Annotated in this window: 22 protein-coding genes and 1 pseudogene; 16 read left to right on the top strand and 7 right to left on the bottom strand. The window is 35.3% G+C overall.

What is annotated here, in order from left to right; all coding sequences use genetic code 11:
- Positions 1-48: 48 nt before the first annotated feature.
- The 9 genes from purC to purD all read left to right on the top strand — a co-directional run bounded on the left by purC (position 49) and on the right by purD (position 9,912).
- Positions 49-771 (top strand): phosphoribosylaminoimidazolesuccinocarboxamide synthase, encoded by a 723-nt coding sequence (purC, locus tag MHI39_RS24255; RefSeq protein WP_071977419.1) that lies wholly within the window; start codon positions 49-51, stop codon positions 769-771.
- On the top strand, positions 764-1,018 hold the full coding sequence (purS, locus tag MHI39_RS24250; protein ID WP_058004477.1) for a phosphoribosylformylglycinamidine synthase subunit PurS: 255 nt from the start codon (positions 764-766) through the stop codon (positions 1,016-1,018). The genes purC and purS overlap by 8 nt, the downstream gene beginning before the upstream one ends.
- The gene (gene purQ / locus MHI39_RS24245; protein ID WP_342540411.1) at positions 1,015-1,698 is read left to right on the top strand and encodes a phosphoribosylformylglycinamidine synthase subunit PurQ; all 684 of its coding nucleotides are present in this window, start codon (positions 1,015-1,017) and stop codon (positions 1,696-1,698) included. Before purS ends, purQ begins: the two co-directional genes overlap by 4 nt.
- Positions 1,682-3,904, top strand: a complete 2,223-nt coding sequence (gene purL / locus MHI39_RS24240; protein ID WP_278891339.1) for a phosphoribosylformylglycinamidine synthase subunit PurL — start codon at positions 1,682-1,684, stop codon at positions 3,902-3,904. Before purQ ends, purL begins: the two co-directional genes overlap by 17 nt.
- Entirely contained in the window at positions 3,889-5,310 is a 1,422-nt protein-coding gene (purF, locus tag MHI39_RS24235) for an amidophosphoribosyltransferase (RefSeq protein WP_058004480.1), read from the top strand. The genes purL and purF overlap by 16 nt, the downstream gene beginning before the upstream one ends.
- A 12-nt stretch (positions 5,311-5,322) precedes the next feature.
- Positions 5,323-6,357, top strand: coding sequence for a phosphoribosylformylglycinamidine cyclo-ligase (purM, locus tag MHI39_RS24230; RefSeq protein ID WP_251345877.1), 1,035 nt, complete (start codon positions 5,323-5,325; stop codon positions 6,355-6,357).
- Between the two features lie 4 nt (positions 6,358-6,361).
- Positions 6,362-6,946 carry a phosphoribosylglycinamide formyltransferase gene (gene purN, locus MHI39_RS24225; protein WP_251345876.1) on the top strand — a complete coding sequence of 195 codons (585 nt, stop codon included), beginning with the start codon at positions 6,362-6,364 and terminating at the stop codon, positions 6,944-6,946.
- Complete coding sequence (gene purH / locus MHI39_RS24220; RefSeq protein ID WP_071977422.1) at positions 6,943-8,472, top strand: bifunctional phosphoribosylaminoimidazolecarboxamide formyltransferase/IMP cyclohydrolase; 1,530 nt, start codon at positions 6,943-6,945, stop codon at positions 8,470-8,472. Before purN ends, purH begins: the two co-directional genes overlap by 4 nt.
- A gap of 171 nt (positions 8,473-8,643) precedes the next feature.
- Positions 8,644-9,912 carry a phosphoribosylamine--glycine ligase gene (gene purD, locus MHI39_RS24215; protein WP_071977423.1) on the top strand — a complete coding sequence of 423 codons (1,269 nt, stop codon included), beginning with the start codon at positions 8,644-8,646 and terminating at the stop codon, positions 9,910-9,912.
- A gap of 118 nt (positions 9,913-10,030) precedes the next feature.
- On the opposite strand, the gene MHI39_RS24210 is transcribed toward purD, so the two are convergent.
- On the bottom strand, positions 10,031-10,360 hold the full coding sequence (locus MHI39_RS24210; RefSeq protein ID WP_065107275.1) for a DUF2892 domain-containing protein: 330 nt from the start codon (positions 10,358-10,360) through the stop codon (positions 10,031-10,033).
- Between the two features lie 114 nt (positions 10,361-10,474).
- Between MHI39_RS24210 and MHI39_RS24205 the strand changes: the two genes are divergently transcribed.
- From MHI39_RS24205 to MHI39_RS24195, 3 genes are all read left to right on the top strand, one after another.
- Positions 10,475-12,217, top strand: a complete 1,743-nt coding sequence (locus MHI39_RS24205) for an adenine deaminase C-terminal domain-containing protein (protein WP_342540410.1) — start codon at positions 10,475-10,477, stop codon at positions 12,215-12,217.
- A gap of 70 nt (positions 12,218-12,287) precedes the next feature.
- Entirely contained in the window at positions 12,288-13,307 is a 1,020-nt protein-coding gene (locus MHI39_RS24200; RefSeq protein ID WP_341462640.1) for a DUF3048 domain-containing protein, read from the top strand.
- A gap of 74 nt (positions 13,308-13,381) precedes the next feature.
- On the top strand, positions 13,382-13,702 hold the full coding sequence (locus tag MHI39_RS24195) for a YerC/YecD family TrpR-related protein (protein ID WP_058004486.1): 321 nt from the start codon (positions 13,382-13,384) through the stop codon (positions 13,700-13,702).
- Positions 13,703-13,794: 92 nt separating this feature from the next.
- Here MHI39_RS24195 and MHI39_RS24190 read toward each other — a convergent pair whose 3' ends face one another.
- From MHI39_RS24190 to MHI39_RS24180, 3 genes are all read right to left on the bottom strand, one after another.
- Positions 13,795-13,935, bottom strand: coding sequence for a hypothetical protein (locus tag MHI39_RS24190; protein ID WP_342540409.1), 141 nt, complete (start codon positions 13,933-13,935; stop codon positions 13,795-13,797).
- 11 nt (positions 13,936-13,946) lie between these two features.
- Positions 13,947-15,212: a helix-turn-helix domain-containing protein gene (locus tag MHI39_RS24185; RefSeq protein WP_180213772.1), complete on the bottom strand. Its 1,266-nt coding sequence runs from the start codon at positions 15,210-15,212 to the stop codon at positions 13,947-13,949.
- A gap of 219 nt (positions 15,213-15,431) precedes the next feature.
- Complete coding sequence (locus MHI39_RS24180; RefSeq protein ID WP_257234353.1) at positions 15,432-15,560, bottom strand: hypothetical protein; 129 nt, start codon at positions 15,558-15,560, stop codon at positions 15,432-15,434.
- A gap of 331 nt (positions 15,561-15,891) precedes the next feature.
- Here MHI39_RS24180 and MHI39_RS24175 point away from each other — a divergent pair, with 331 nt between their 5' ends.
- The 4 genes and pseudogenes from MHI39_RS24175 (at position 15,892) to ligA (MHI39_RS24160) (ending at position 21,435) form a co-directional block, all read left to right on the top strand.
- Positions 15,892-16,578 (top strand): heptaprenylglyceryl phosphate synthase, encoded by a 687-nt coding sequence (locus MHI39_RS24175; protein WP_058004587.1) that lies wholly within the window; start codon positions 15,892-15,894, stop codon positions 16,576-16,578.
- A gap of 66 nt (positions 16,579-16,644) precedes the next feature.
- A complete protein-coding gene (pcrA, locus tag MHI39_RS24170; protein ID WP_342540408.1) occupies positions 16,645-18,849 on the top strand; it encodes a DNA helicase PcrA in 2,205 nt (734 codons plus the stop codon).
- Between the two features lie 76 nt (positions 18,850-18,925).
- Positions 18,926-19,387: pseudogene (ligA, locus tag MHI39_RS24165) on the top strand (NAD-dependent DNA ligase LigA); the annotation flags it as partial.
- A 59-nt stretch (positions 19,388-19,446) separates the two neighbouring features.
- Positions 19,447-21,435, top strand: coding sequence for an NAD-dependent DNA ligase LigA (gene ligA / locus MHI39_RS24160; RefSeq protein WP_342540407.1), 1,989 nt, complete (start codon positions 19,447-19,449; stop codon positions 21,433-21,435).
- Positions 21,436-21,531: 96 nt separating this feature from the next.
- On the opposite strand, the gene MHI39_RS24155 is transcribed toward ligA (MHI39_RS24160), so the two are convergent.
- The 3 genes from MHI39_RS24155 to MHI39_RS24145 form a co-directional block, all read right to left on the bottom strand.
- Positions 21,532-22,284 carry a hypothetical protein gene (locus tag MHI39_RS24155; RefSeq protein ID WP_342540406.1) on the bottom strand — a complete coding sequence of 251 codons (753 nt, stop codon included), beginning with the start codon at positions 22,282-22,284 and terminating at the stop codon, positions 21,532-21,534.
- A 26-nt stretch (positions 22,285-22,310) separates the two neighbouring features.
- Positions 22,311-23,918 (bottom strand): DUF4041 domain-containing protein, encoded by a 1,608-nt coding sequence (locus MHI39_RS24150; protein WP_342540405.1) that lies wholly within the window; start codon positions 23,916-23,918, stop codon positions 22,311-22,313.
- A gap of 350 nt (positions 23,919-24,268) precedes the next feature.
- Complete coding sequence (locus tag MHI39_RS24145) at positions 24,269-25,111, bottom strand: DUF3888 domain-containing protein (protein WP_342540404.1); 843 nt, start codon at positions 25,109-25,111, stop codon at positions 24,269-24,271.
- Positions 25,112-25,246: the final 135 nt, after the last annotated feature.

Raw genomic sequence — 25,246 nt, 5'->3', positions numbered from 1 at the left:
CTTACGATTCATAATCGTAAGTGTCTAACACCTTAGGGGGCTCATGTAATGGAGAAACAAGAGTTGATGTATGAAGGGAAGGCAAAGAGGGTTTACAAAACAGATAGTGCTGGCGTTTTGTGGATTGAATATAAGGATTCTGCAACCGCATTTAACGGGGAGAAGAAATCAGAGATTGCTGGTAAAGGACAGCTTAATAATGAAATTACAAGTATAATTTTCGCGCGATTAAAGGAATTTGGAATTGAAAGTCATTTTATTGAAAAAATCTCTGGATATGAACAGCTGGTTCAACAGGTTTCAATTATCCCCCTAGAGGTTGTAACGAGAAATATCGTGGCGGGAAGCTTAGCGAATAGACTTGGATTGGAAGAAGGAACACGATTAAAGCAACCGATTGTTGAATTCTATTACAAAAATGATGAATTAGGCGACCCTTTAATTACAGAGGACCATATTGAAGTATTAGAGATTGCTAGTTTACAAGAACTTGCTCTTTTAAAACAACAAGCACTGAAAATAAACGATATTTTATCAAAAATCTTTTTAGAGTTAGGCGTTCGCTTAGTTGATTTTAAACTAGAATTTGGTAAGGATACTAGAGGAGCAATATTACTAGCTGATGAAATTTCACCAGATACTTGCCGATTATGGGATAAGAAAACCAATCAAAAGCTAGATAAAGATGTTTTTCGACGAGATTTAGGAGACATAACAATTGTCTACCAGGAAATATTAAATCGCTTGAAGGGGGAAACAACACATGTATAAAGTAAAGGTTTATGTAACTTTAAGAGAAAGTGTTTTGGATCCACAAGGAACAGCCGTTAAAAATTCACTTCACAGTATGAATTATCGTGAGGTGACAGATGTAAGAATTGGTAAATATATGGAGCTGATAATTGAAAAAAGCGATCGTGATATAGAAGAGGTTATTCATGAGCTATGTACACGTCTCCTTGCTAATACTGTTATTGAAGATTACCGATATGAAATTGAGGAGAGTGTTGCACAGTGAGATTTGCCGTAATCGTATTTCCTGGTTCTAACTGTGACGTAGACATGTTTCATTCAATTAAGGATGAACTTGGAGAAGAAGTTGAGTATGTATGGCATGATTCGGAACATCTTGACGAATTTGATGGAATTCTTTTACCGGGCGGTTTTTCTTATGGTGACTATTTAAGATCGGGAGCCATTGCTCGATTCTCCAATGTTATGAAGCAAGTAATTAAAGCTGCTGAAGCAGGTAAACCAATTTTAGGTGTCTGCAATGGATTTCAAATTTTATTAGAATCTGGTCTACTTCCAGGTGCAATGAGAAGAAATGATAGCTTACAGTTTATTTGTCAAACAGTTCAATTAAAAGTTGAAAATAGAAACACAATTTTTACTTCACAATATGAAAAAGATGAAATGATAAATATTCCGATTGCCCATGGTGAAGGGAATTATTATTGTGATGAAGAAACATTAACACGTTTAAAAGAGAATAAACAAATTGTCTTTACTTATAATCATAACCCCAATGGCAGTATTGCCAACATCGCAGGCATAATCAATGAAAAGGGCAATGTCCTTGGCATGATGCCACATCCGGAACGAGCAGTTGATGAATTACTAGGAAGTGCAGATGGACTTAAATTATTTCAATCAATAGTTAAGAACTGGAGGGAAGCTCATGTCGTTAATGCTTGAACCACATCCATCCCAAATAAAAGAAGAAAAAATATATCGTGAAATGGGCTTAACTGATGAAGAATTCGTCATGATCGAGAACATTTTAGGTAGATTGCCAAACTATACAGAAACAGGACTGTTTTCTGTTATGTGGTCAGAACACTGTAGCTATAAAAATTCCAAACCGATACTAAAAAAATTTCCAACCAAAGGTGAAAGAGTCCTTCAAGGTCCTGGAGAAGGGGCAGGTATTGTTGATATTGGCGATAATCAGGCCGTTGTCTTTAAAATAGAGAGTCATAATCACCCATCAGCTATTGAGCCCTATCAAGGAGCTGCAACGGGAGTAGGCGGGATTATCCGTGACGTGTTTTCCATGGGAGCAAGACCGATTGCCTTATTAAATTCATTACGTTTTGGGGAATTGGAAAATTCCAGAACAAACTATTTATTTAAAGAAGTGGTAGCTGGTATTGCCGGCTATGGTAATTGCATTGGGATTCCTACAGTTGGTGGAGAGGTTCAATTTGATCCTTCTTATGAAGGGAATCCACTAGTAAATGCCATGTGTGTTGGCCTAATTGATCATCAAGATATCCAAAAAGGTCAAGCAACTGGTGTAGGAAATACCGTGATGTATGTCGGAGCGAAAACAGGTAGAGATGGAATCCATGGGGCGACTTTTGCTTCTGAAGAATTAAGTGAGAAATCAGAAGAAAAGCGTCCAGCTGTCCAAGTAGGAGATCCATTCATGGAAAAACTATTATTAGAAGCTTGTCTTGAATTGGTGAAGTCTGATGCCTTAGTTGGTATACAGGATATGGGTGCAGCTGGTCTCACAAGTTCATCTGCAGAAATGGCAAGTAAAGCTGGATCGGGTATTGAAATGAACTTAGACCATATACCACAACGTGAAACAGGTATGACAGCTTATGAAATGATGCTTTCAGAATCACAGGAAAGAATGTTGATTGTTGTTAAGCAAGGAAGAGAGCAAGAGATCGTTGATTTATTTTCTAAATATGGATTAGAAGCAGTTTCTGTTGGACGTGTAACAGATGATAAGAAGCTTCGACTCATCCATCATGGAAAGATTGTTGCAGATGTACCGACGGATGCACTTGCTGAAGATGCGCCAGTATATTACAAGCCTTCAGAAGAGCCAGCTTATTATCGTGAATTCCAAGAAATGAATGAAGAGATTCCGAGTGTTGAAGATTATAAGAATACCCTGGTCAATCTATTAAAACAGCCTACAATCTCTAGCAAGGAATGGGTATATAAACAGTACGATCATCAAGTACGTACGAATACGGTTGTTACTCCAGGATCTGATGCTGCGGTAGTTAGAATCCGTGGAACCAGAAAAGCATTAGCGATGACAACGGATTGTAATTCCCGCTATTTATATTTAGATCCAGAGACAGGTGGGAAAATTGCTGTAGCAGAGGCAGCAAGAAATATTGTTTGTTCTGGAGGACAGCCATTAGCGATTACTGATTGTCTGAATTTTGGTAATCCGGAGAAACCAGAAATCTTTTGGCAGCTTGAAAAGGCAGCAGATGGTATGAGTGAAGCATGTCGTGCGCTTAATAGTCCCGTTATTGGCGGAAATGTCTCTCTTTATAATGAAACAAAAGGAGAAGCAATTTATCCAACACCTGTAATTGGAATGGTTGGCTTAATTGAAGACCTTAACCACATTACAACACAGCAATTTAAACATAATGGTGATCTCATTTACCTTATTGGTGAGACAAAGCCTGAATTCGGGGGCAGTGAGCTTCAGAAAATGCAGAATAACGATATTTTTGGCAAATCACCGACGATTGATTTAGCAATTGAGTCTAATAGACAGGCTCAGCTGTTGTCCGTGATTAAAGAAGGTTTAGTTTCTTCAGCTCATGATATTGCTGAAGGTGGACTAGCAGTTGCCTTAGCGGAGTGTTTATTTGGAACAAATGGTTTAGGGGCAGAGGTTATCCTTGATGGAAACCCTGTAGTTGCTCTATTTAGTGAGACACAATCTAGATTTATTGTATCTGTCAAAGAAGAGGATAAAGAACAATTTGAAGCTAGCGTTGATCATTCCTATTTAATTGGTCGAGTAACCGGCGATGAAAAGCTTTTGATTAAAGATACAAGTCATAAGGTCATTATCGAAGCGGATGTTCACGAGTGTGAGCAAGCTTGGAAAGGGGCTATCCCATGCTTGCTGAAATAAAGGGTTTGAATGAGGAGTGCGGTGTTTTCGGAATTTGGGGTCATCCAGATGCAGCAAAAATTACTTATTATGGTTTGCACAGCCTGCAACATCGTGGTCAGGAAGGGGCAGGTATTGTTGTAACCGATGGAGAAAGTTTACACGGAATAAAAGGAGAAGGACTTGTCACAGAAGTCTTTACTGAAGGAAAGATTGAAAAATTAGAAGGACAATCTGCGATTGGTCATGTTCGTTATGCAACAGCTGGTGGGGGTGGAGTTGAAAATGTTCAACCTCTCCTCTTCCACTCTCAAAATGGCAGCTTAGCCCTTGCCCATAATGGGAATATAGTCAATGCTAATGCCTTAAAGCATCAGCTTGAGGCACAAGGGAGTATTTTTCAAACAAGCTCTGATACAGAAGTATTAGCCCACTTAATTAAAAGAAGTGGCTTCCTTTCCTTAAAGGATCAATTAAAAAATGCTTTAACAATGTTGAAAGGTGCCTATGCATTTTTATTAATGACGGAATCAGAGTTAATGGTTGCACTTGATCCAAATGGTTTACGTCCCTTATCAATCGGTCGAATTGGAGATGCATATTGTGTAGCTTCCGAAACATGTGCATTTGACATTATTGGAGCGGAATTTATTCGTGACGTACTACCTGGGGAGCTCATTGTTATTGACGATCATGGTCTTCGCTCTGAACCATTTACGTATTCTACCTCAAGTGCTATTTGTACAATGGAATATGTATATTTCTCACGACCGGATAGCAATATCCACGGAATCAATGTTCACTCAGCTAGGAAAAGAATGGGGAAACAATTGGCAATAGAAGCTCAAATAGAAGCGGATGTTGTCACTGGCGTTCCGGATTCAAGCATTTCTGCCGCGATCGGATATGCGGAATCTGCGGGGATTCCTTATGAATTGGGATTAATTAAAAATCGATATGTTGGAAGAACATTTATTCAGCCTTCACAATCACTAAGAGAGCAAGGGGTCCGAATGAAGTTAGCACCAGTTCGTGGAGTGGTTGAAGGGAAGCGAGTTGTTATGGTAGATGACTCAATTGTTCGTGGAACAACAAGTAGAAGAATTGTCACGATGCTAAGAGAAGCTGGAGCTAAAGAGGTTCATGTGTGCATTAGCTCTCCGCCAATGAAGAATCCTTGTTTTTATGGGATTGATACTTCTACACATGAAGAGTTAATTGCATCGAAGCATAGTGTTGAAGAAATTCGCGACATCATTGGTGCAGATTCCCTTACCTTCTTAAGTGTTGATGGAATGCTGCAAGCGATTGGAAGACCTCAAGACGGAAATCAGTGTGGTCAATGCTTAGCATGCTTTACTGGAAATTATCCAACAGAAATATATCCAGACACTGTACTACCTCATGAAAAAGAACTTGTGCGCTAGGGGGCTATGATAATGGGAAATACGTATCGTGATGCAGGAGTAAATATTGAAGCTGGATATGAAGCGGTAGAAAGAATCAAAAAGCATGCAGTACGTACTAATCGTCTAGGGGTTTTTGGGCAACTAGGAAGCTTTGGTGGTGTTTTTGATCTTTCTGCTTTAAATTTGAATGAACCTGTACTTGTATCAGGTACAGATGGAGTAGGAACCAAGCTAAAATTAGCTTTTCAAATGGATAAGCATGACACAATTGGAATTGACTGCGTAGCAATGTGTGTTAATGATATTGTTGTGCAAGGGGCAGAGCCATTGTATTTTCTTGATTATATTGCCTGCGGAAAAGCAATACCTGAGAAAATAGAAGCAGTTGTTAAGGGGATCGCAGATGGTTGCGAGCAAGCTGGTTGTGCTCTTATCGGTGGAGAAACAGCAGAAATGCCAGGACTATATGATGTGAATGAATATGACTTGGCGGGATTTTCCGTCGGTGCATGTGAAAAATCTGAATTGATAACAGGGGAATTCATCCAAGAAAATGACGTGCTAATTGGACTATCTTCTAGTGGAATCCATAGCAATGGCTATTCACTAGTGAGAAAAATCTTTTTTGAAGATCATCAACTTTCTATAGATGAAAAGTTACCAGAATTAGAAGAAGCACTAGGAACTGAATTAATAACCCCAACAAAAATATATGTAAAGCCAATTTTAGAAGCAATGGCTAAATTTAAGATTAAAGGTATGGCACATATTACTGGTGGTGGGTTTATTGAAAATATTCCTCGTATGTTACCGAGCGGTTTGGGAGCTGAAATTCAGCTAGGAACATGGCCGATTTTGCCAATATTTAAAACACTGAAAAAATATGGTGAAATTACTCAGGAAGAAATGTTCAATACATTTAATATGGGAATTGGTTTTGTTATTGCAGTTGATTCATCAATTGCTGATGCGGCACTCGATTTCTTCAACACTCAGGGAGAACAGGCATACCCTATTGGGAAAATAACAAAACAGCCGGGTGTACAGTTTGTTAAAGGGAGTTAAGTAGATGACGAAAATTGCTATCTTTGCTTCAGGAAGTGGAAGTAATTATCAGGCTATTATGGATGCAATAAAGTCAGGTAGTCTAGAAGCATCAGTTGAATTACTCGTTTGTGACAGAGAAGACGCTTTTGTTCTCGAAAGAGCTAAAAGAGAACATACTCCTATTTTTCAATTTGATCCGAAGAGGTATGATTCAAAGTCTGATTATGAGAAAGAAATTACTAATGTACTGCATAAACATCAGGTCGAATTTATTGTTTTGGCAGGATATATGAGGCTCATTGGTGATACTTTACTACAGAAATTTACAAATAGGATTATTAATATCCATCCTTCACTTCTCCCTTCCTTTCCAGGAAAACATGCTGTGAGACAGGCACTCCAGGCAGGTGTTAAGGTGACAGGAGTAACAGTTCATTTTGTGGATGAAGGTATGGATACGGGTCCAATCATTGCTCAAGAGGCATTAAAAATAGATATAGTGGATACAGAACAAACATTAGCCGAAAAGGTGCACAAAATTGAGCACCGTTTATATCCAGAAACCATTCAATTGTTATTGCAAAAAAACGAGGGGGTTACACCATGAAACGTGCATTAATCAGTGTTTCAGATAAAACAGGAATCGTAGAGTTTGCCAAAGGATTACTTGAGGCAGGAGTCGAGATCATTTCTACTGGCGGAACAAAACGAACACTTGAAGAAGCTGGTCTATCGGTAATTGGAGTAGAGGATGTGACAGGATTTCCGGAAATACTGGAAGGAAGAGTAAAAACACTTCATCCTTTCATTCATGGTGGGTTGCTAGCAAAACGTACTCCTGAACATCTTCAACAAATAGATCAACAAGGGATTACTCCTATCGATCTTGTTTGCGTGAATTTATATCCATTTCAACAAACGATTTCTAAGCCAAATGTGACAGAAGAAGAGGCTATTGAAAATATTGATATTGGTGGTCCAACTATGCTTCGTTCTGCAGCAAAGAATCATGATTATGTGACTGTCATTGTTGATGCACAGGATTATGATGGTGTATTAAAGGAAATAAAATTGAATGGTGCAGTGTCTAAAGAAACGAATAAACGTTTAGCTGCAAAGGTTTTCCGACATACTGCTGCATATGACTCTTATATTGCCGAATATATGACAAATCTTGTTGGAGAAGAAAATCCAGAACGTATCACTTTTTCTTATGAAATAAAACAATCATTGCGTTATGGAGAAAATCCTCATCAAAAGGCAAGTTTCTATATGAATCCAATTGGATCATTATTTTCTATTGCACATGCAAAGCAATTACATGGCAAAGAACTTTCTTACAATAATATTCACGATGCAGATGCAGCCCTTCAAATTGTGAAGGATTTTTCTGAACCTGTTGCAGTTGCGGTTAAGCATATGAACCCTTGTGGTGTTGGTTTAGGAAATAGTATAGCAGAAGCGTTTAAAAAGGCATATGAGGCTGATTCTACATCGATTTTTGGTGGTATCGTAGCATTTAATCGAGAAGTAGATAAAGAGACAGCTGAGCAACTACATGAAATCTTCTTAGAAATTATTATTGCACCATCATTTTCAGATGAAGCTCTATCAATTTTAACAAGTAAAAAAAATCTTCGCCTCTTGACAGTTTCTTTTGATCTCCAGCAAAAAAATGAAAAGGTCATTACATCAGTTGAAGGTGGTCTACTCATTCAAGATCAGGATACACATACATTTGATGATGCAAATATTTCAGTTCCAACCAATAGAAAGCCAACAGAGTCAGAGTGGAAGGCACTAAAACTGGGATGGAAAGTTGTAAAACATGTTAAATCGAATGCAATTGTTGTTTCCAATGATGAAATGACACTTGGAATTGGTGCAGGTCAAATGAATCGTGTAGGATCAGCTAATATAGCCTTAGAGCAAGCTGGGGATCTAGCAAAGGGGGCAGCAATGGCTTCTGATGCATTCTTTCCAATGGATGATACAGTTGAAGCAGCAGCGAAGTCTGGAATTACAGCGATCATTCAACCAGGTGGTTCAATACGTGATGAAGATTCTATTAAAAAGGCAAATGAGTACGGAATTGCCATGGTGTTTACAGGAATACGTCATTTCAAGCACTAAACGTTCTTAATGATACAAAAGGACTTTTCAACAGGTGGCAAAATTTTTTAGCACCAGGAATTTTAGATCATACCAAACAGATTTTAGAGAAGAGCCTACTAAAAAAGAAAAAACAATGGGCACCTTGGGCGTAATTAAACCAGGTGCCATTTTTTAAGAGGGGATGAAAAAATGAATATTTTAGTCATAGGCAGAGGTGGGAGAGAACACGCAATTTGTAAAAAAGTGAAGGAAAGTTCATTGGTAAAAAAGGTATATTGTGCACCAGGTAATGGTGGAATTAGTGCGGATGCAGAGATTGTTCCCATTTCAGAAATGGATTTCAGCGAATTAATCACCTTTGCAAAGGAAAAGAAGATCGACTTAACCATTGTCGGACCTGAAGAGCCATTATCTGCTGGAATCGTTAATGAATTTCAAGCAGCTGGGTTACCTGTGTTTGGGCCGCGAAAAGAAGCAGCAATGATAGAAGGAAGTAAGGCTTTTGCCAAGGACTTAATGAAAAAATATCAAATTCCTACCGCAGCATATGAAACCTTTGATATGTATGAGGAAGCTAAGACGTATCTAGAGGAGCATGGTGCACCAGTTGTTATTAAAGCTGATGGTCTTGCTGCAGGTAAGGGAGTAATTGTGGCTTTCACGCTAGACGAAGCCCTATCCGGTCTTGAGGAAATGATGGTCAATGAAAAATTTGGTTCAGCATCGACAAAGGTTGTTATCGAGGAATTCTTAGAAGGTGAAGAATTTTCTTTAATGGCCTTTGTAAATGGTGAATCTGTTTATCCTATGGTGATTGCTCAGGACCATAAGCGTGCATTTGATGGAGATCAAGGGCCAAACACAGGGGGAATGGGAGCTTATTCACCTGTACCACAAATACCTCAGACTGAGGTTGATCGAGCAGTTAAAGAAATTTTAGTTCCTACCGCCCATGCATTAGCACAAGAAAACAGGAATTTTACAGGAATTCTTTATGCAGGGTTAATTCTTACGCAGGAAGGACCTAAAGTAATTGAATTTAATGCCCGCTTTGGTGATCCAGAAACTCAGGTTGTACTAACTAGACTCGAATCCGATTTTGTTCAAATACTCAAAGATATAATGGATGAATCTACGCCGACAATTTCTTGGATAGATGAATCGGTAGTTGGTGTCGTTCTTGCTTCAAATGGTTACCCAAATTCATATGAAAAGAGTATAAAAATTCCTGATTTAACAAAGCTTGATTCCTCTACACTTGTGTTTCACGCGGGAACAGAGATGGGGGCAAATCAAACACTTGTATCTAATGGAGGAAGGGTACTACTGGTAACATCCAAGGGTGAGGATCTCAAAACAGCCATAAATAAAGTGTATGGAGAGATGGAGAACTTGACTATCGAAGGTTTTTTCTATCGTAAAGATATCGGATCAAAGGCTTTGGCTTTAGTGGAATAATTTAATCGTAGGTGTCTAGTAAAAATGAAAAGACACCTACGATTTTTTTTCAAACTGAAAGTGTAAAACAATTCCGCAATGTATGTTCCTTTGGGTGCTTGCGAATTAGTTTTTGCGCTTAATCTTTTAATTGATCTTGGAAGTTCTTGATCTCTTTCATCACATTGATATCTGTTTGATTATCTGAATGTTTTGCCGGAGTCATTGAGTGTTCTTCTTTCCCTTTATTACTGCCCATTGGATTTTGTCCGTTCTTCAATAGTTCTGTAACAGGACAATATCTGACAATACCTTCAGCCACTTTCATTGCGCTTAAAATCATCACAATAATATACGAATTGCACCATGGCTTTTTTGATAATTTTGCACTTGACCATGATAGTAAGGTTAAGCCGCAGGTTATGCGAATTAATGCATTGAGTATCCCAATATTAGGAGTAATTTTCATTTTATTGTTCTCCCTTCACAAATAAGTTGAAAATTATTGTAAAACTTTACTGCGTTAAACAGTAAAATATGATACTATAAGCAAAAGTAAATATCTCCTTAGGGAGGGATGTTAATGTTAGACCAAAGATACCGTTGGAAAAACAAGCAAATTCGCGAGCATGTTGCTATTTTAAACGGGAAGAAATCACCAACGATTCTTTTGAAAAATGCTAAATACTTACACTCGATTTTTCGAAAATGGATGACCGGTCATATTTGGATTTATGAAGATCGCATAGTGTATACAGGGAAAGCACTTCCTGATAATACAACCGATTGCGAGGTTATTGATTGCTCTGGATTAACTCTTGTTCCAGGCTATATTGAGCCACATGTTCACCCATTTCAATTATATAATCCCCAGTCCTTTGCACGATATGCATCAGAAACAGGGACCACGACTATCGTTAATGACAATTTAGTGCTTGCTTTGCAATTAGGAAAAAAGAAAGCGTTTTCTTTAATAAGAGAGCTACGCCATTCTCCAGTCACGATGTACTGGTGGAGTCGATTCGATTCCCAAACAGAGTTAAGGGAAGAGGAGACAGTATTTTCTCATAGTGAAGTAAAATCATGGCTTGAACATGATGCAGTTTTACAAGGTGGAGAATTAACAAGCTGGCCGAAGCTTCTAGATGGAGATGATTTAATTCTACATTGGATTCAAGAGGCAAAGCGCATGAGGAAAAAAATAGAAGGTCATTTTCCTGGTGCTTCAGAAAAGACATTAGCAAAAATGATGTTATTCGGGGCTGATTGTGACCATGAAGCAATGACAGGTGAAGAAGTTTATGATCGTTTAATGCAGGGTTATATGGTTTCTTTACGTCATTCATCGATTCGTCCAGATTTACCTGTTCTTTTAGATGATATGAAAAGATTAGGAATAGACCAATACGGATCCATGTTCTTTAATACTGATGGCTCCACTCCTGCATTTTATGAAAATGGAATATTGGATATGATGATTCGTATGGCTATTGAAAAAGGGATTCCAGTCATTGATGCTTATCTTATGGCCTCCTATAATGTAGCTCGATATTATAATATTGATCATTTACATGGCCTTATTACTACAGGGCGTGTGGCAAGTATAAACTTTCTTGAAGATGAAAAAAATCCTACTCCTATTGCCGTTCTATCTAAAGGAAAATGGTTAAAGAAAGATGGAATGGTATATGTTGAGGATCAGGATATAGAATGGAAGGAATATGGATTTGCTCCATTAGAATTGGATTGGAAACTAACGTATGATGATATGCAATTTTCTATGCCATTTGGGATTGAAATGATAAATGATGTAATTACGAAACCATATTCTGTAAGCTTTGATGTTTTTGCTGATCAACTTACTACAGATCATGATGAAAGTTTTATGATACTCATTGGCAGAGATGGAACATGGAGAATGAATACTATTGTAAAAGGTTTTTCTAGTCATGTTATGGGATTTGCATCATCATTTTCAAGTACAGGGGATATCATTTTAATTGGGAAGAACAAGAATGATATGATGTTTGCTTTTGATCGGATGAAGGAATTGGGTGGGGGAATTGTTTTAACCGAAAATGGAGAAGTTATTCATGAAATTCCTCTTTGTTTATCAGGATTTATGTCAGATAAAGAAATGAATCTTTTAATCAAAGAGGAGAAAAAATTAAAGGAACTGCTTGCAGATCGAGGCTATCCTCATAATGATCCAATTTATTCCTTGTTATTTTTTTCAGCAACTCATTTACCTTATGTCAGAATTACCCAGAGAGGAATTTATGATGTAATGAACAAAACGGTACTCTTTCCAACAATAATGCGGTAAAATGTTAAAGCGAATACTTTTGAAAAAAGGGATGGGTTTTAAGAATATGGGTAAACGGAGATTGATCTTCATGATGATTATGTTGCTAACATTGTTGTCTGCCTGTAATCATCGTGAGCAATCAAAAAAGGAATCAGCACAAGCTCCTGAAAGAGGGGAAGTTTCGGGAGACCAGCAGGAAGAACTTGAGCCTACATTCACTTTTCCATTAACGGGTTTAGGTACAGAAAATGAGCCGAATAATCGCTCAATTGCTGTTATGATCAATAATCATCCAAAAGCAAGACCTCAATCAGGACTAAGTAAGGCGGACATTATCTTTGAAGCATTGGCTGAAGGGGAGATCACACGCTTTCTTGCAATATTTCAAAGTGAAAAGCCGGATAAAATTGGACCTGTCCGAAGTGCAAGAGATTATTTTATCGATTTAGCTAAGGGGTATAACAGTCTTTATGTAGCACATGGCTACAGTCCTGAAGCCTATACGATGCTGGAGAACGGATATATTGATCATATAAATGGGATGCAATATGATGGCACCTTGTTCGAACGTACAAGCGATCGTCAAGCACCACATAACTCATATATCACATATGATAATATTTTAAAAGGTGCAGAGTTAAGAGATATCAATATGGACTTCGCACCACATCCATTGGAATTTGCAACAAATGATGAAATACAGCAAATTTATGGAGAAGAGATAAATCAAATAGACATTACTTATTCGAAAAGCAATGTATTTAATGTGAAATATGAATATAATAATGAGATTAAGAAGCTGTTAAGATATTCCGACGATGAACAAACAATTGATGAGGATTCAAATGAGCCAGTATTAATTGATAATCTTATTATTGTTGAAATGGAACATCATATCATTGATAATGAAGGTCGTCGAGACATTAATGTAACCTCCGGTGGAAAAGCATATATAGTCCAGAACGGAATGTACCGGGAAATTGCATGGAACAATATCGAAGGGGAGATTATCCCATATGAAAACGGGGAACCAATCAAACTTTTGCCAGGTAAAACGTGGATTAATATCGTTCCAAGTTTGAGTGATGTATCATTAAAAAACATGTAAATCACTATTGTTAATACAAAACATCCATATTTAAAAATAAATATAAAACTAATGAAAAATAGGGGAGATTACTAATGCAAATAGAAAAACTTCGTGGAAGAGCATTGGATCAATTATTTGAATCGGTGCTTTCACTGAAAGATATTGAAGAATGCTATCGATTTTTTGATGATCTTTGCACAATCAATGAAATCCAATCTTTAGCCCAGCGCTTAGAAGTAGCAAGAATGCTCCGTGAGAAAAAAACCTATCATGTAATTGAAGACGAAACAGGAGCAAGTACAGCAACCATTTCTCGTGTCAAACGTTGCTTAAATTATGGAAATGATTCTTATGAGATGGTGTTGGAAAGAATTAAGGATAAAGGATTAGAGAAAAAAGAAGAGACGGAATAGTAATTGTAAAAATAGCATGGGATCATGCTGTTTTTTTTTGTGGAGAATAAAAAAGAAGAAGTAAAAGTGGTTTTTACTTCTTCTTTTTTTAATTAGGCTATAATACTTCTAGTTGAAAGTACACTAGGTTCTTTTTCTCCACCAGCTGCTATGTTTTTGACTGAACCATTACTATATATTATTCCACCAAAAAGTAAAGCTCCAAGTGTAAAAGATACTAGTACTTTTTTCATTAATACCCCCCCTATACTTGAATTATTTGTTTGTATGAATAATTAACTAGCTTATAATAGTTAGCTGCATTTTTATACTTATGCATACTTTCAAAGTACTCGCCTAGCATTTCTGCATATTCTGTTAACTTTGCATAATTTTTTTGTTCTTTTAAATAGGGTATAAATTGATTTACCATTAGGTTTTCAAACTTTTCATTTTCTTTATCTATTAAGTACAAATAACTTAGAATTTCATAATAAAAAGATAAATATTTATTTTTATTCTTTGAATTAATCCAACTCAAAGCACTTTTAATTCTTTTTTTCGCTTCGTCAAAGTTTTTACTATTATACGATTGACCAATTATAGATGTAATTGCTAATAATCGATCATGTAGTGTGGAATCTTCTTCATTTACTATCATATCAAATTGCTCTATAGCAAGTTTTGGATCACCTTTTACTAAGTAAAGGTAACCCATATTTAAATGAGTTAACCTTATAAGTTTTTTATTTTGAGTACTTTCCGCAAGTTGTTTTGCTAAATTATAATTTTTTAATGCTTTATCATGGTTATTAATTCTTCTATAACATATACCGAGAATTAAATGACATTCAGCACATCGTGAAAAATGATAGATTTGCCTATAATATTCTAAAGCTTTGTTTGCATAACTTTGAGCTTCAGATGTTAAACGGAATTTACTATAAGTTACTGATAATGCATATTGTAAATCAGCAACTTCTTGTTCAGGTAATTCTATATTAGGGATCAGATCTTCGGCTAAAGTATAATTATGTAGCGCATCATTTTCTTCTTCAAGTATTGAATAATAATTTCCGTTAAACTTAAACCAATAGTACTTTTGAAGATTATTAAAGGTTCCGCTTACATCTTTAAGTGAGTTAATTTTTTCAAAAGCTTGATCTGTATCATTTATTTTTAAATAATGTCTAATCATATGGATTTTAATTAGAATTTGCAATTCAGAGTTATGAAGAGATTTACTCAATCCTTTTATTTCTTCAAATTTATTACTCAACTCATCTACATCCGAAGAAGTCAATAACAGGCGAAACCATTCTTCACACTTTTCTCTAATACTGTCATCTATTTGATTATTCACTTGAATTCCTAGTTTACGACAAAGAAGTTTGATCACCTCTTCATTTGGTTCAATCTTACCATTCTCAATTTTCGATAGATAAGAAATAGAAATAATTCCATCTGCGAGGTCTTCTTGGGTTAGGTTTTGATTAATTCTATTTAATTTTATGATGGCACCGATATTCATAGTAATCACCTGAACCTACATATTTCCTTTATTATATATTAAAAATTATGTGAAGTGGTAATAATATGAAAATTATTTAGGTGATTCTACTTATCTAGTGAAATTGTGATGGTTCAGATTACTTATATTCATTATATTTAGAATAGCGCAAAAATATCCCTTTAACAATTAATTATTGAAAGAGGGGGCTTTTGAACTATTCAAAAGCCCTTTATATAATCAAGCCTTTTGTAATTCACTTGGATGACTTTCATTTAATAACCTATCAATTTTGAAAATCAGAATGTCAATCTCTCGTTTAGTAATCTTCGCTGGTTTCTGTTCTGTTTTTACTTTTTCAATTTTCATTTTTTCATCCTCCTAACAAATTTTATTGCTTGGTGGAAAAGTTCTTAACCTAATAATAGCACACTTTCTAGGTCAAATAACTTGGGAAAATAACACGAAATTATTGTGATAAACCATCAATAAATTTTCAAATTTTCCTAAAAGTATTAATATTTCATAATATAAATTCATTTCACAATAGTTCTTTTGAATCAGAGCCTAAACAGCCCTTCTTATTTTATATGTACCACTTACATTTTTTTCCCTACCAAATAAATATGGAAATCCTTTTTTGCTAGTTCAATCAAATGCTATAATGATGGAGGAATATAGAATGGGGGATTTTATTCGGATGTATGACGTTCGCGAATGGCGCCACGCCTTTAAATTAGATCCTAATAAGGAAATATCAGACTCCGATTTGGAAAGAGTATGTGAATCAGGTACTAGTGCCATTATTATTGGTGGATCTGACGGAGTTACATTGGACAATGTTCTTAATTTAATGTCAAGAGTTAGAAGATATACAGTACCATGTGTATTAGAAATTTCAAATCTTGAATCGATTACACCTGGGTTTGATTTATATTTTATCCCAACTGTTTTAAATAGCACGGATGTAAAATGGATAAAAGGGATACATCATCAAGCGGTGAAAGATTATGGTGTTCTGATGAATTGGGATGAAATTCTTGTAGAGGGTTATTGTATCTTAAACGAAGATTGCAAAGCAGCCAAGATGACTTCGGCTAATGCCAATTTAGATGAAGATGATGTCGTTGCTTACGCAATGATGGCTGAGAATTTATTTAAAATGCCAATTTTCTACTTGGAGTACAGTGGAAAATACGGTGATGTAAATCTGGTAAAATCAGCAAAAAGGTATTTGAATAATACAACCTTATTTTATGGTGGGGGCATTAAAAATGCTGCACAGGCGAAAGAAATGGGACAATTTGCTGATGTTATCGTAGTAGGTAATGCACTCTATGAAAACTTTGGAGAGGCATTGAAAACTGTGAAAGCAGTTATGAATTAAGGTAGACAGACTAGATCATATATAATTATAATAGGAACAAATGTTCTGAATGGTGGTGTTGAAAATATGCAATTTTTAACGGATCGGCTTTTAAATGGCTTGAATCCTCAGCAACAGGAAGCAGTGAAAACAACAGATGGTCCCTTGCTACTTATGGCAGGAGCAGGAAGTGGAAAGACAAGAGTTCTGACCCATCGAGTGGCGTTCTTAATGGTAGAAAAAGGTATAAATCCATACAATATTTTAGCGATCACCTTTACGAATAAGGCTGCGAAAGAAATGAAGGAACGGATTGGAAGTATTATGGGTGGTGCAGCAGAGGATGTATGGATTTCAACATTTCACTCTATGTGTGTGCGGATATTAAGAAGAGATATCGATCGAATCGGCTTTAACAGAAACTTTACGATTCTGGATTCAACGGACCAGCAATCGGTTATTAAAGGAATTTTAAAGGACAAAAATATTGATCCAAAGAAATTTGATCCTAGAACCATTCTAGGATCCATTAGCAGTGCGAAAAATGAATTAGTGGATCCTGAAGAGTATTCAAAGCTTGTCGGTGGATTTTATGAACAAGTTGTTAGTGATGTATATGAGGAATACCAAAAGCGCTTAAGAAAAAATCAAGCGCTAGATTTCGATGACCTCATCATGAAAACCATTCAATTATTTCAACGGGTTCCAGAAGTTTTAGAATACTATCAAAGAAAGTTTCAATATATCCATGTCGATGAATATCAGGATACAAACCGAGCCCAATATACGCTTGTAAAAATGCTTGCATCCCGTTTTCAAAACCTTTGTGTAGTGGGTGATTCCGACCAATCGATCTATCGCTGGCGTGGTGCAGATATTGCTAATATTCTATCCTTTGAGAAAGATTATCCTCAGGCAAAAGTAATCTTACTTGAACAAAATTATCGTTCAACGAAAAGAATTCTTCACGCGGCAAATGAAGTGATAAAAAATAATGCTAATCGTAAACCGAAAAATTTATGGACAGAAAATCAGGATGGCCCCAAAATTGTCTATTATCGTGCAGATAGTGAGCAATCTGAAGCACAATATGTTGCAGGTAAAATAAAAGAGCTGACAAGCTCGGGTGCACGTAAGCTTTCTGATATTGCTATACTTTACCGAACCAATGCACAATCACGTGTGATTGAGGAAGTTTTCTTAAAATCAAATATTGAATATAACATTGTTGGTGGAATTAAGTTCTACGATCGAAAGGAAATCAAAGATATACTAGCGTACTTAAGGCTCATTGCGAATCCAAATGATGACATTAGTTTACAACGTGTTATAAATGTTCCAAAACGTGGGATTGGGGCAACCTCCTTCGATAAAATGGCTCGATATGCTGCTGAACATGATATTTCAATTATGGATGCATTAAAGGAAATTGATTTTATCGGGGTAAGCCCGAAAGTAGCCAAAGCAGCCTATGAATTTTACGAACTTATAAAAGGGTATACTGGGATGCAGGAATACTTATCTGTCACTGAATTAGTCGAAGAAGTTCTTGAAAAATCAGGTTACAGAGACATGTTAAAGGTTGAAAAAACCTTGGAGTCCCAAAGTAGACTTGAAAATATCGATGAATTTTTATCAGTAACGAAGAATTTCGAAGAGGCAAATGAGGATAAGAGCTTAGTAGCGTTTTTAACTGATCTCGCTTTAGTTGCAGATATTGATCGTCTTGATGAGGAAGAAACAAAAAGTGAGACATGTGTGTTGATGACACTCCACTCTGCCAAAGGTTTAGAGTTTCCAGTTGTATTTTTAATTGGACTTGAGGAAGGAGTTTTTCCTCATAACAGATCCTTAATGGACGAAGCGGAAATGGAGGAAGAAAGACGCTTGGCGTATGTTGGGATTACGCGAGCGGAGGAAGAGTTGTATTTAACAAATGCAGGTATGCGAACATTATTTGGCCGCACGAACATGAATCCTGTTTCTCGTTTTATTAGTGAAATCCCTGAGGATTTAGTAGAACCAGTTCATAAGCAAGCGAAACAAATTAAGAAACCATTCGGTTCTAACCCTACTATGAATCGTCCAGTGACAAGACCTGTTCCAGCAAGCTCCGGTGGGAATGATGCTGCTTGGGTAGTAGGTGATAAAGCGGAACATAAAAAATGGGGAATAGGGACTGTAGTTAGTGTTAAAGGAGAAGGCAATGGAATCGAATTAGATATTGCTTTTCCAAGTCCTGTAGGTATTAAGCGTCTCTTAGCTGAATTTGCTCCTATTACTAAAATATAATAAATTAGGATGAATGAAATCGGCTCCATCGATTTCATTCAGCTTATTTACTTTTAACAATGGAAGGGTTGTTGTTATGGAAAAAAAGGCTGCTGAAAAGCGTGTACAGGAGCTGCATACACTCCTAAATCAATACAATTATGAGTATCATGTGTTAGATCATCCCTCCGTTCCAGATGCAGAATATGACCAGTTAATGAGAGAGTTAACAGATATTGAAGCACAGTATCCCGACTTAGTTTCACCGGAATCCCCTACGCAACGTGTAGGTGGGGAAATTTTATCAGCCTTTAATAAAGTTGAGCATAAGATTCCAATGTTAAGTCTCGGAAATGCTTTTAATGAAGCAGACTTACGTGATTTTGATCGCAAAGTAAAGCAAGCAGTTGGCGACGATGTTGAATATGTATGTGAACTGAAAATAGATGGATTGGCAATCTCTCTACATTATGAAAACGGGCTATTTATCCAAGGATCTACTAGAGGAGACGGAACGTTATCGGGAAAAGATAATTTGTATAAAACAGTAAGGTATATACTGATTAATGGTACTAAATTGCACCCCGTTATATTTAGACAGGTAGGGGGTAAAGTAGCATGAATGTGAAGGATAGAATTGAAGAGCTACGGAACCAAATCGTTTACCATAATAATTTGTATTATGACAAAGACCAACCAGAAATAACTGATTATGAATACGACCAACTTGTTCAAGAACTAAAAACTTTAGAAAATGAAAATTCTGAATATCTTACTGATTCCCCTCTTCAACAGGTAGGAGGAACAGTTAAACGAGAACTAAGAAAAGTACAACATGATGTACCAGTAATAAGTCTTCAGGATGCATTTTCAAAAGAGGAAATATACAATTTTGTAAATAAGGTTAAATCTCAACTTATAAAGCCTAAATTTGTGGTGGAAAAGAAAATTGACGGTTTAACTGTAATGTTAAGGTATCACAATGGAAAATTAACAGAAGGTATAACGAGGGGTAATGGTGAAGTCGGAGAAGGTGTTTATGAAAACATCTTAGAGATTAAGAGCATTCCTCAAAACATCCCAGTGGATTTACCATATTTAGAAGTTCGTGGTGAAGTTTATATGTCCAATGAAACTTTTGAAATGGTCGTAGAAAAAGAAAAAAATACTGGTGGTAAAACTTATAAAACAGCAAGAAATTTAGCATCTGGAACATTAAGGCAATTAGATTCGAGTAAAGTTAGAGAACGTAATTTAGATATTTTCGTGTTTAATCTTGAAATATCAGAAGGAAAAGACTTTATTTCTCACAGTGAAACTTTAGAATGGTTGAAAACATTGGGTTTCCCGACTATACCTGATTATAAGGTTTGCACGACAGCAGATGAAGTATGGGAAGCTATAACAGCAATTGGTGAGGAAAGAGTGAATCTTCCTTATGGGATTGATGGAGCTGTTATTAAAGTTGATAATTTAAATGATAGAAAAGTATTGGGAAGTACCAGTAAAGTTCCAAGGTGGGCTATTGCTTACAAATACCCACCAGAACAAAAAGAAACAGTTATAAAAGATATAAAAATACAAGTAGGTCGTACTGGTAGATTGACCCCTTTAGCAATATTAAAGCCAGTAAAATTAGCAGGAACAGATGTTTCAAAAGCAACTCTGCACAATCAAGATTTTATTGATTCTAAAGATATTCAAATTGGTGATACCGTTGTTATTCAGAAAGCTGGAGACATTATTCCAGAAGTGATAAGAAGCATACCTGAAAAGAGACCAGCCAATGCGATTAAATACAATATACCAACATCTTGTCCTGTATGTAATTCACCCACAGTAAGGGAAGCAAACGGGGCAGATACACGTTGTATTAATCCTGAATGCCCTGCACAACAACTGGGCGGAATAGTATATTTTGCATCCAAAGAAGCAATGGATATTGAAGGACTGGGACCAAGTTCTGTTGAATCTCTTGTGACAGAAGGTTATATCAAGAACATTGCTGATATCTATTTCCTTGAACAGTATCGTGATGAACTAATCGAAAAAGGTGTAGTGGGAAGAAAGAAATCTACAGATAACCTTTTAAAAGCTATTGGGAAGTCAAAAGATAATGATTTAGATAGGCTTCTAACGGGGCTTGGAATAAAAAATATAGGGAAACAAACCGCAAGAGTATTAGCTATGAATTTCCCTGATATCGATGCGATAGCTAATGCAACTTATGACCAATTGATAGCCTTACCTGATTTTGGGGACATTGTTGTTAATAGTGTTTTAAACTATTTCAAACAAGAAAAAAACCAAAAACTAATTGCTGAATTAAAAAAAGCAGGAGTAAATGTTAAATCAAAAACTTCAGAGGTTAGTAAAGACGATAGATTTTCAGGTCAAACGTTTGTGATTACTGGAACACTCCCAACTTTAAAAAGAGACGAGGCAACTAAAATAGTTCAATCATATGGTGGTAAAGTATCTGGCAGTGTATCTAAAAAAACATCCTACGTTTTGGCGGGAGAAGAGGCAGGAAGCAAATTAACAAAGGCTCAAAATTTAGGGATTAGGATAATTAGTGAAGAAGAATTCATGAATATGTTAACTTAAATATTAAAAACAGCATAAATTTCTATATAAATTAGTACAAAATAAACGCTTGGTGTATATCAAATTACCAAGCGTTTTAATTTTAAGTGTAGGCATTTACTTAATTTTCATTTCTTTTTTCAGAACAGTAGCGAGGAAATCCAATTTAGGTCTTTCGTCAAATCTAAGAAAATCAGAAACCGATGCGTAATCTGCCGACAATAGTACAATAGATGAAAATTCAGGTTCTATTCCTGTATCGTATAAACATTTTTCAAATTGTTTATATTGAGTTAGAAAATCCACCGAATCTATATTTAACTGAATCAGATAAACAAGTGCGATATTTCCCCAATGTACGATATATCGTGGTTCAACTTTTTGGACAAGTTTTTGATTATTCAAATCCAATCCAATTTCTTCTTTCGCTTCACGAATAAGACTGCTGAAAATATCTACAGTATTTCCAATTATGTCGTTATCATCTATTCCTCCTGCAATAAATTGTATTCTCCCTGGCGTAGATGTTTGATTATTCATCTCCCCTAAGATAAAGAAGTTATCTTTTGTTAATATAAGCCCGTTGGCAACTATTACACGACATTTAAAGTTGTTAGGTATTTTACAATACTTAGAGAATAAAAAGTGAGCATAATCAGTTCTCTGTAACGTAACGAGTAGCTCAGTACCTGTCTCTTTCATTTCTTTTATAGAAAATAACTCTCCCCTGTAGAACATTTTTCCTTTTTCCGTAAGAAATTCCCAATATGAATTAATTGATTCTTGAAGAGCAACTGGTAGATACATGGGTTTATCAGAGATAGTTATCTTAACTTCATTCGGGATTTTATTAATTTTTACTTTATTCAAAAGTCTAATCCCTCATTCCAAACGTGTTATATAATGTGCTGTTTTGCCAACTTCTTTTCTAATTCTTTTGTCTCTCTAAATTCCTTTGCTTCAGCTATTATTTTAAATTTAACTGGTTTATTATGTGATTGATATACCACTTTCTTTATATCAGCTAAATCAACTTTAAAAAATTCCTTTCGTTGATTTATTCTATTTACTCTTCTATGATGAAATGCTCTATGAAGACTTGCTTCTAATGCTGGAGCATCTTCAGAAAAGATAACAGCGTGTATATCAAAGTGGAAAGGTACTGACGCTCCGCCAAGTTCTCTTACTCTGTCTAAGGGGTCTAATCTTCTTGTCATTCCAATTTTATAGACATTTTCACCAAAGCAACCAATGTTGGATATTACATATACATAACCAGCCTTAGTATTCTTTACTCTATAGTCTACTTGTTCAATTTGCTCTCTAATTTCACTTAATCTATTTTTATATTTAAACATTTCTTGTTCACTAATTTGAGATGAAAGTTGTGATATAACATTTAATAAGTGCTGTTCTTCTTTCCTTATTTTCTTTAACTCTTCCTCTAATTCCTTCTGCGCTCTTCGCTCTTCACGTAAGAGTTCTTTAATTCTTCGTTGCTCTTCTTTTTCCTCTTGTTTTTTCTCAATATACTCATAAACTAAAAAAAGTTCCTCTACTTTTAAATTAAGATACTCTTCACTAATTTCTATTAAATTGTACCGATTCAGTTTATTAATTTTATAAAACTCGGTTCTTATTTTTTTCTCAGCAATTTCTACGTTGTTAAATTTCACTTTGCTTATGATATAATCACATTCATGATTGAAAGACCTAATTGCTATCTTGATATTTTGATTATTCTGTGCTGAGCCTTTTCTTGAACTTCCATTCAAAGTCCAATCCGAGTGATGTTTGGTAGCAATTTTTTGTCTTACCAAATCTTTTTGCTTCTGTCTTACTAACTCTATAGATTTTGAATACTCTTCAGAACTATCAAAATCAAATTGTTTATCATAGAATCCGAACGATTGGTATAATGATTCATCTTCTAATTTTATTAATTCTCTTTTAAGAAATTTAATCTTTGAATTTAACTTTTCAATATCTTTATGTTTTCTTTTGAAAATCTCCTTCAATCTTTGTTTTCTTTCAAAAATAGATGTTTCTAATTTAGATAATTCCTTCTGTTTAGCTGCCACCATAGCTATCATTCTTAGCTGTTGTGTAAGTGTTAGTATCCATATCTCTTTTTGTTTTTGTACCACTTGTATTTCTAGATTTTTCTCTTGTTTTTCAATTGATGCTTTATATTTCATAAATTTTTCTTTTTCTGCTTTGCCTATTGCCATCGTTCTTAGTTGTTGTGTAAGAGCTATTATGACTAATTCCTTCTGTTTTTGAGCTATTTGATTTTCTCTTTGTTCGAGAGATTCCTTTTGCATGGCTAACTCTTTTTCTTTGCACTGAAATAATTCCTTAATTGTAAGATTCTCCTCTAATCTAATCATTCTCCTTTGGCGAAATAATAATATCAATCCAAATATTAAAGGAATAATAAGAAACCAGAGAGAAAATAATATGCATATAAACCAGGATGACAAATACCATTTACTGTTCTTCATTGTATTCCTCCTAAACCCTTCAAAATATCAACAATTTTTCCTAATTTTATATAAATCATAACACCCAATAAGTAAAAAGTGGTGGGTGTATTCAATTTTATTTCTGCTTTTGTCTTAATCAATAAGGCGATAGCGAAAATGCACAAATTGGCGTAGTCAAAGTGACCGAGTGTTTGGTTTATCGAAAGGATTATAGGAGAGAAATACCAAGAAGACCACCTCTTTTTGCTATAAAGGACTTTGGGATATATTTTACTTTTTTTATTGATATGATTTGATGTCACTTGTATTTGTAAATAATAATAGAGTTCATTAATTTTGTTATGAAAATATAAGAGCCTTGCTACAATTCAGTTGTAGTCCTTAATTTTTTTCCATACATACCATGGTAATTTGTAATCCATTTTCTTACCTTGTTTATTATTTTTATCTATTACTATCCAATTACCATCTTTCTTTTGTACTTGATAATTTACATTTGTACCATCAGACTTTTTAAAAATCATATAACCTGTATTGCCTTTTATAAAGGTTAAAGGGTCAATAACATTTTTGTAAGGTATCTTTCTATCAGGAAGCAAAATGTTGGTTACTATTTCTTCTGCAATATTAAATAGAGATTTAAATTCCTTATTTATTTCTGTTTGGTATTGCAATTGATTGTATGTGTAACAAGAGTAAGACTCAAAATTCAAATTAAAAGTCTGTTTTATATCTAAAAGTGTTGCTTTATAAAATTCATTTATATCCTTTTCTAATTTATCTCCCTCATGTTGAAAGCTAATTGATTTAACCCCAAATGGGTCTATTTTAAAAGTCATTGTTTCTTTACCATAAGGAGGGTCATGTGCATGCTCAAATGTTGTGACTTGGATTTTTGCAATAAAGCTAAACTGACCTTCATGCTCCCTGATGATACTCAAAATCTTAGCATCATATAAACCATATTGTTTGGGATATCCATAGTGATTAATAATTTCCTTTTGTATGGATGGTACAAGGGATGTAATCAATGTGTCATATATAAGTTTATAATCAGGTTGCTCCCTTTGGGCATCATGATTTCCTGAAATTAATGTTAGCAAAGCATCTGTGTAAAAGTCCTTATTCGGGGTTTTCTCCGCAACCACTTGATGGTTATTAATATGGATACTAAGAAAGACAAAAAATAATGTTACCAGGATTTTCTTCATCGAATACTCCTTTAATATAGATTAAATTAATGAGTATTTTTCTCTGAAATCTTTAATTTATTCTTTAACTAACATGCCCCTTTAGTACAAATAAGAAAAAAGCCACCTTGAAGGGTAGCTGAAGCTTTTACTTTT

Source organism: Heyndrickxia sp. FSL K6-6286 (assembly GCF_038630395.1).
Taxonomy (GTDB): domain Bacteria; phylum Bacillota; class Bacilli; order Bacillales; family Bacillaceae_C; genus Heyndrickxia; species Heyndrickxia oleronia.
Note: the sequence above shows the minus strand (reverse complement) of the source record. Positions and strands in the feature narration are given on the sequence as shown.

What these genes read in the sequence shown, in the direction of transcription:
- purC (WP_071977419.1), top strand. Translation starts at nt 49, where the DNA reads ATGGAGAAACAAGAGTTGATGTATGAAGGGAAGGCAAAGAGGGTTTAC.
- purS (WP_058004477.1), top strand. Translation starts at nt 764, where the DNA reads ATGTATAAAGTAAAGGTTTATGTAACTTTAAGAGAAAGTGTTTTGGAT.
- purL (WP_278891339.1), top strand. Translation starts at nt 1,682, where the DNA reads ATGTCGTTAATGCTTGAACCACATCCATCCCAAATAAAAGAAGAAAAA.
- purF (WP_058004480.1), top strand. Translation starts at nt 3,889, where the DNA reads ATGCTTGCTGAAATAAAGGGTTTGAATGAGGAGTGCGGTGTTTTCGGA.
- purM (WP_251345877.1), top strand. Translation starts at nt 5,323, where the DNA reads ATGGGAAATACGTATCGTGATGCAGGAGTAAATATTGAAGCTGGATAT.
- purN (WP_251345876.1), top strand. Translation starts at nt 6,362, where the DNA reads ATGACGAAAATTGCTATCTTTGCTTCAGGAAGTGGAAGTAATTATCAG.
- purH (WP_071977422.1), top strand. Translation starts at nt 6,943, where the DNA reads ATGAAACGTGCATTAATCAGTGTTTCAGATAAAACAGGAATCGTAGAG.
- purD (WP_071977423.1), top strand. Translation starts at nt 8,644, where the DNA reads ATGAATATTTTAGTCATAGGCAGAGGTGGGAGAGAACACGCAATTTGT.
- MHI39_RS24210 (WP_065107275.1), bottom strand. Translation starts at nt 10,360, where the DNA reads ATGAAAATTACTCCTAATATTGGGATACTCAATGCATTAATTCGCATA.
- MHI39_RS24205 (WP_342540410.1), top strand. Translation starts at nt 10,475, where the DNA reads ATGTTAGACCAAAGATACCGTTGGAAAAACAAGCAAATTCGCGAGCAT.
- MHI39_RS24200 (WP_341462640.1), top strand. Translation starts at nt 12,288, where the DNA reads ATGATGATTATGTTGCTAACATTGTTGTCTGCCTGTAATCATCGTGAG.
- MHI39_RS24195 (WP_058004486.1), top strand. Translation starts at nt 13,382, where the DNA reads ATGCAAATAGAAAAACTTCGTGGAAGAGCATTGGATCAATTATTTGAA.
- MHI39_RS24190 (WP_342540409.1), bottom strand. Translation starts at nt 13,935, where the DNA reads ATGAAAAAAGTACTAGTATCTTTTACACTTGGAGCTTTACTTTTTGGT.
- MHI39_RS24185 (WP_180213772.1), bottom strand. Translation starts at nt 15,212, where the DNA reads ATGAATATCGGTGCCATCATAAAATTAAATAGAATTAATCAAAACCTA.
- MHI39_RS24180 (WP_257234353.1), bottom strand. Translation starts at nt 15,560, where the DNA reads ATGAAAATTGAAAAAGTAAAAACAGAACAGAAACCAGCGAAGATTACT.
- MHI39_RS24175 (WP_058004587.1), top strand. Translation starts at nt 15,892, where the DNA reads ATGTATGACGTTCGCGAATGGCGCCACGCCTTTAAATTAGATCCTAAT.
- pcrA (WP_342540408.1), top strand. Translation starts at nt 16,645, where the DNA reads ATGCAATTTTTAACGGATCGGCTTTTAAATGGCTTGAATCCTCAGCAA.
- ligA (WP_342540407.1), top strand. Translation starts at nt 19,447, where the DNA reads ATGAATGTGAAGGATAGAATTGAAGAGCTACGGAACCAAATCGTTTAC.
- MHI39_RS24150 (WP_342540405.1), bottom strand. Translation starts at nt 23,918, where the DNA reads ATGAAGAACAGTAAATGGTATTTGTCATCCTGGTTTATATGCATATTA.
- MHI39_RS24145 (WP_342540404.1), bottom strand. Translation starts at nt 25,111, where the DNA reads ATGAAGAAAATCCTGGTAACATTATTTTTTGTCTTTCTTAGTATCCAT.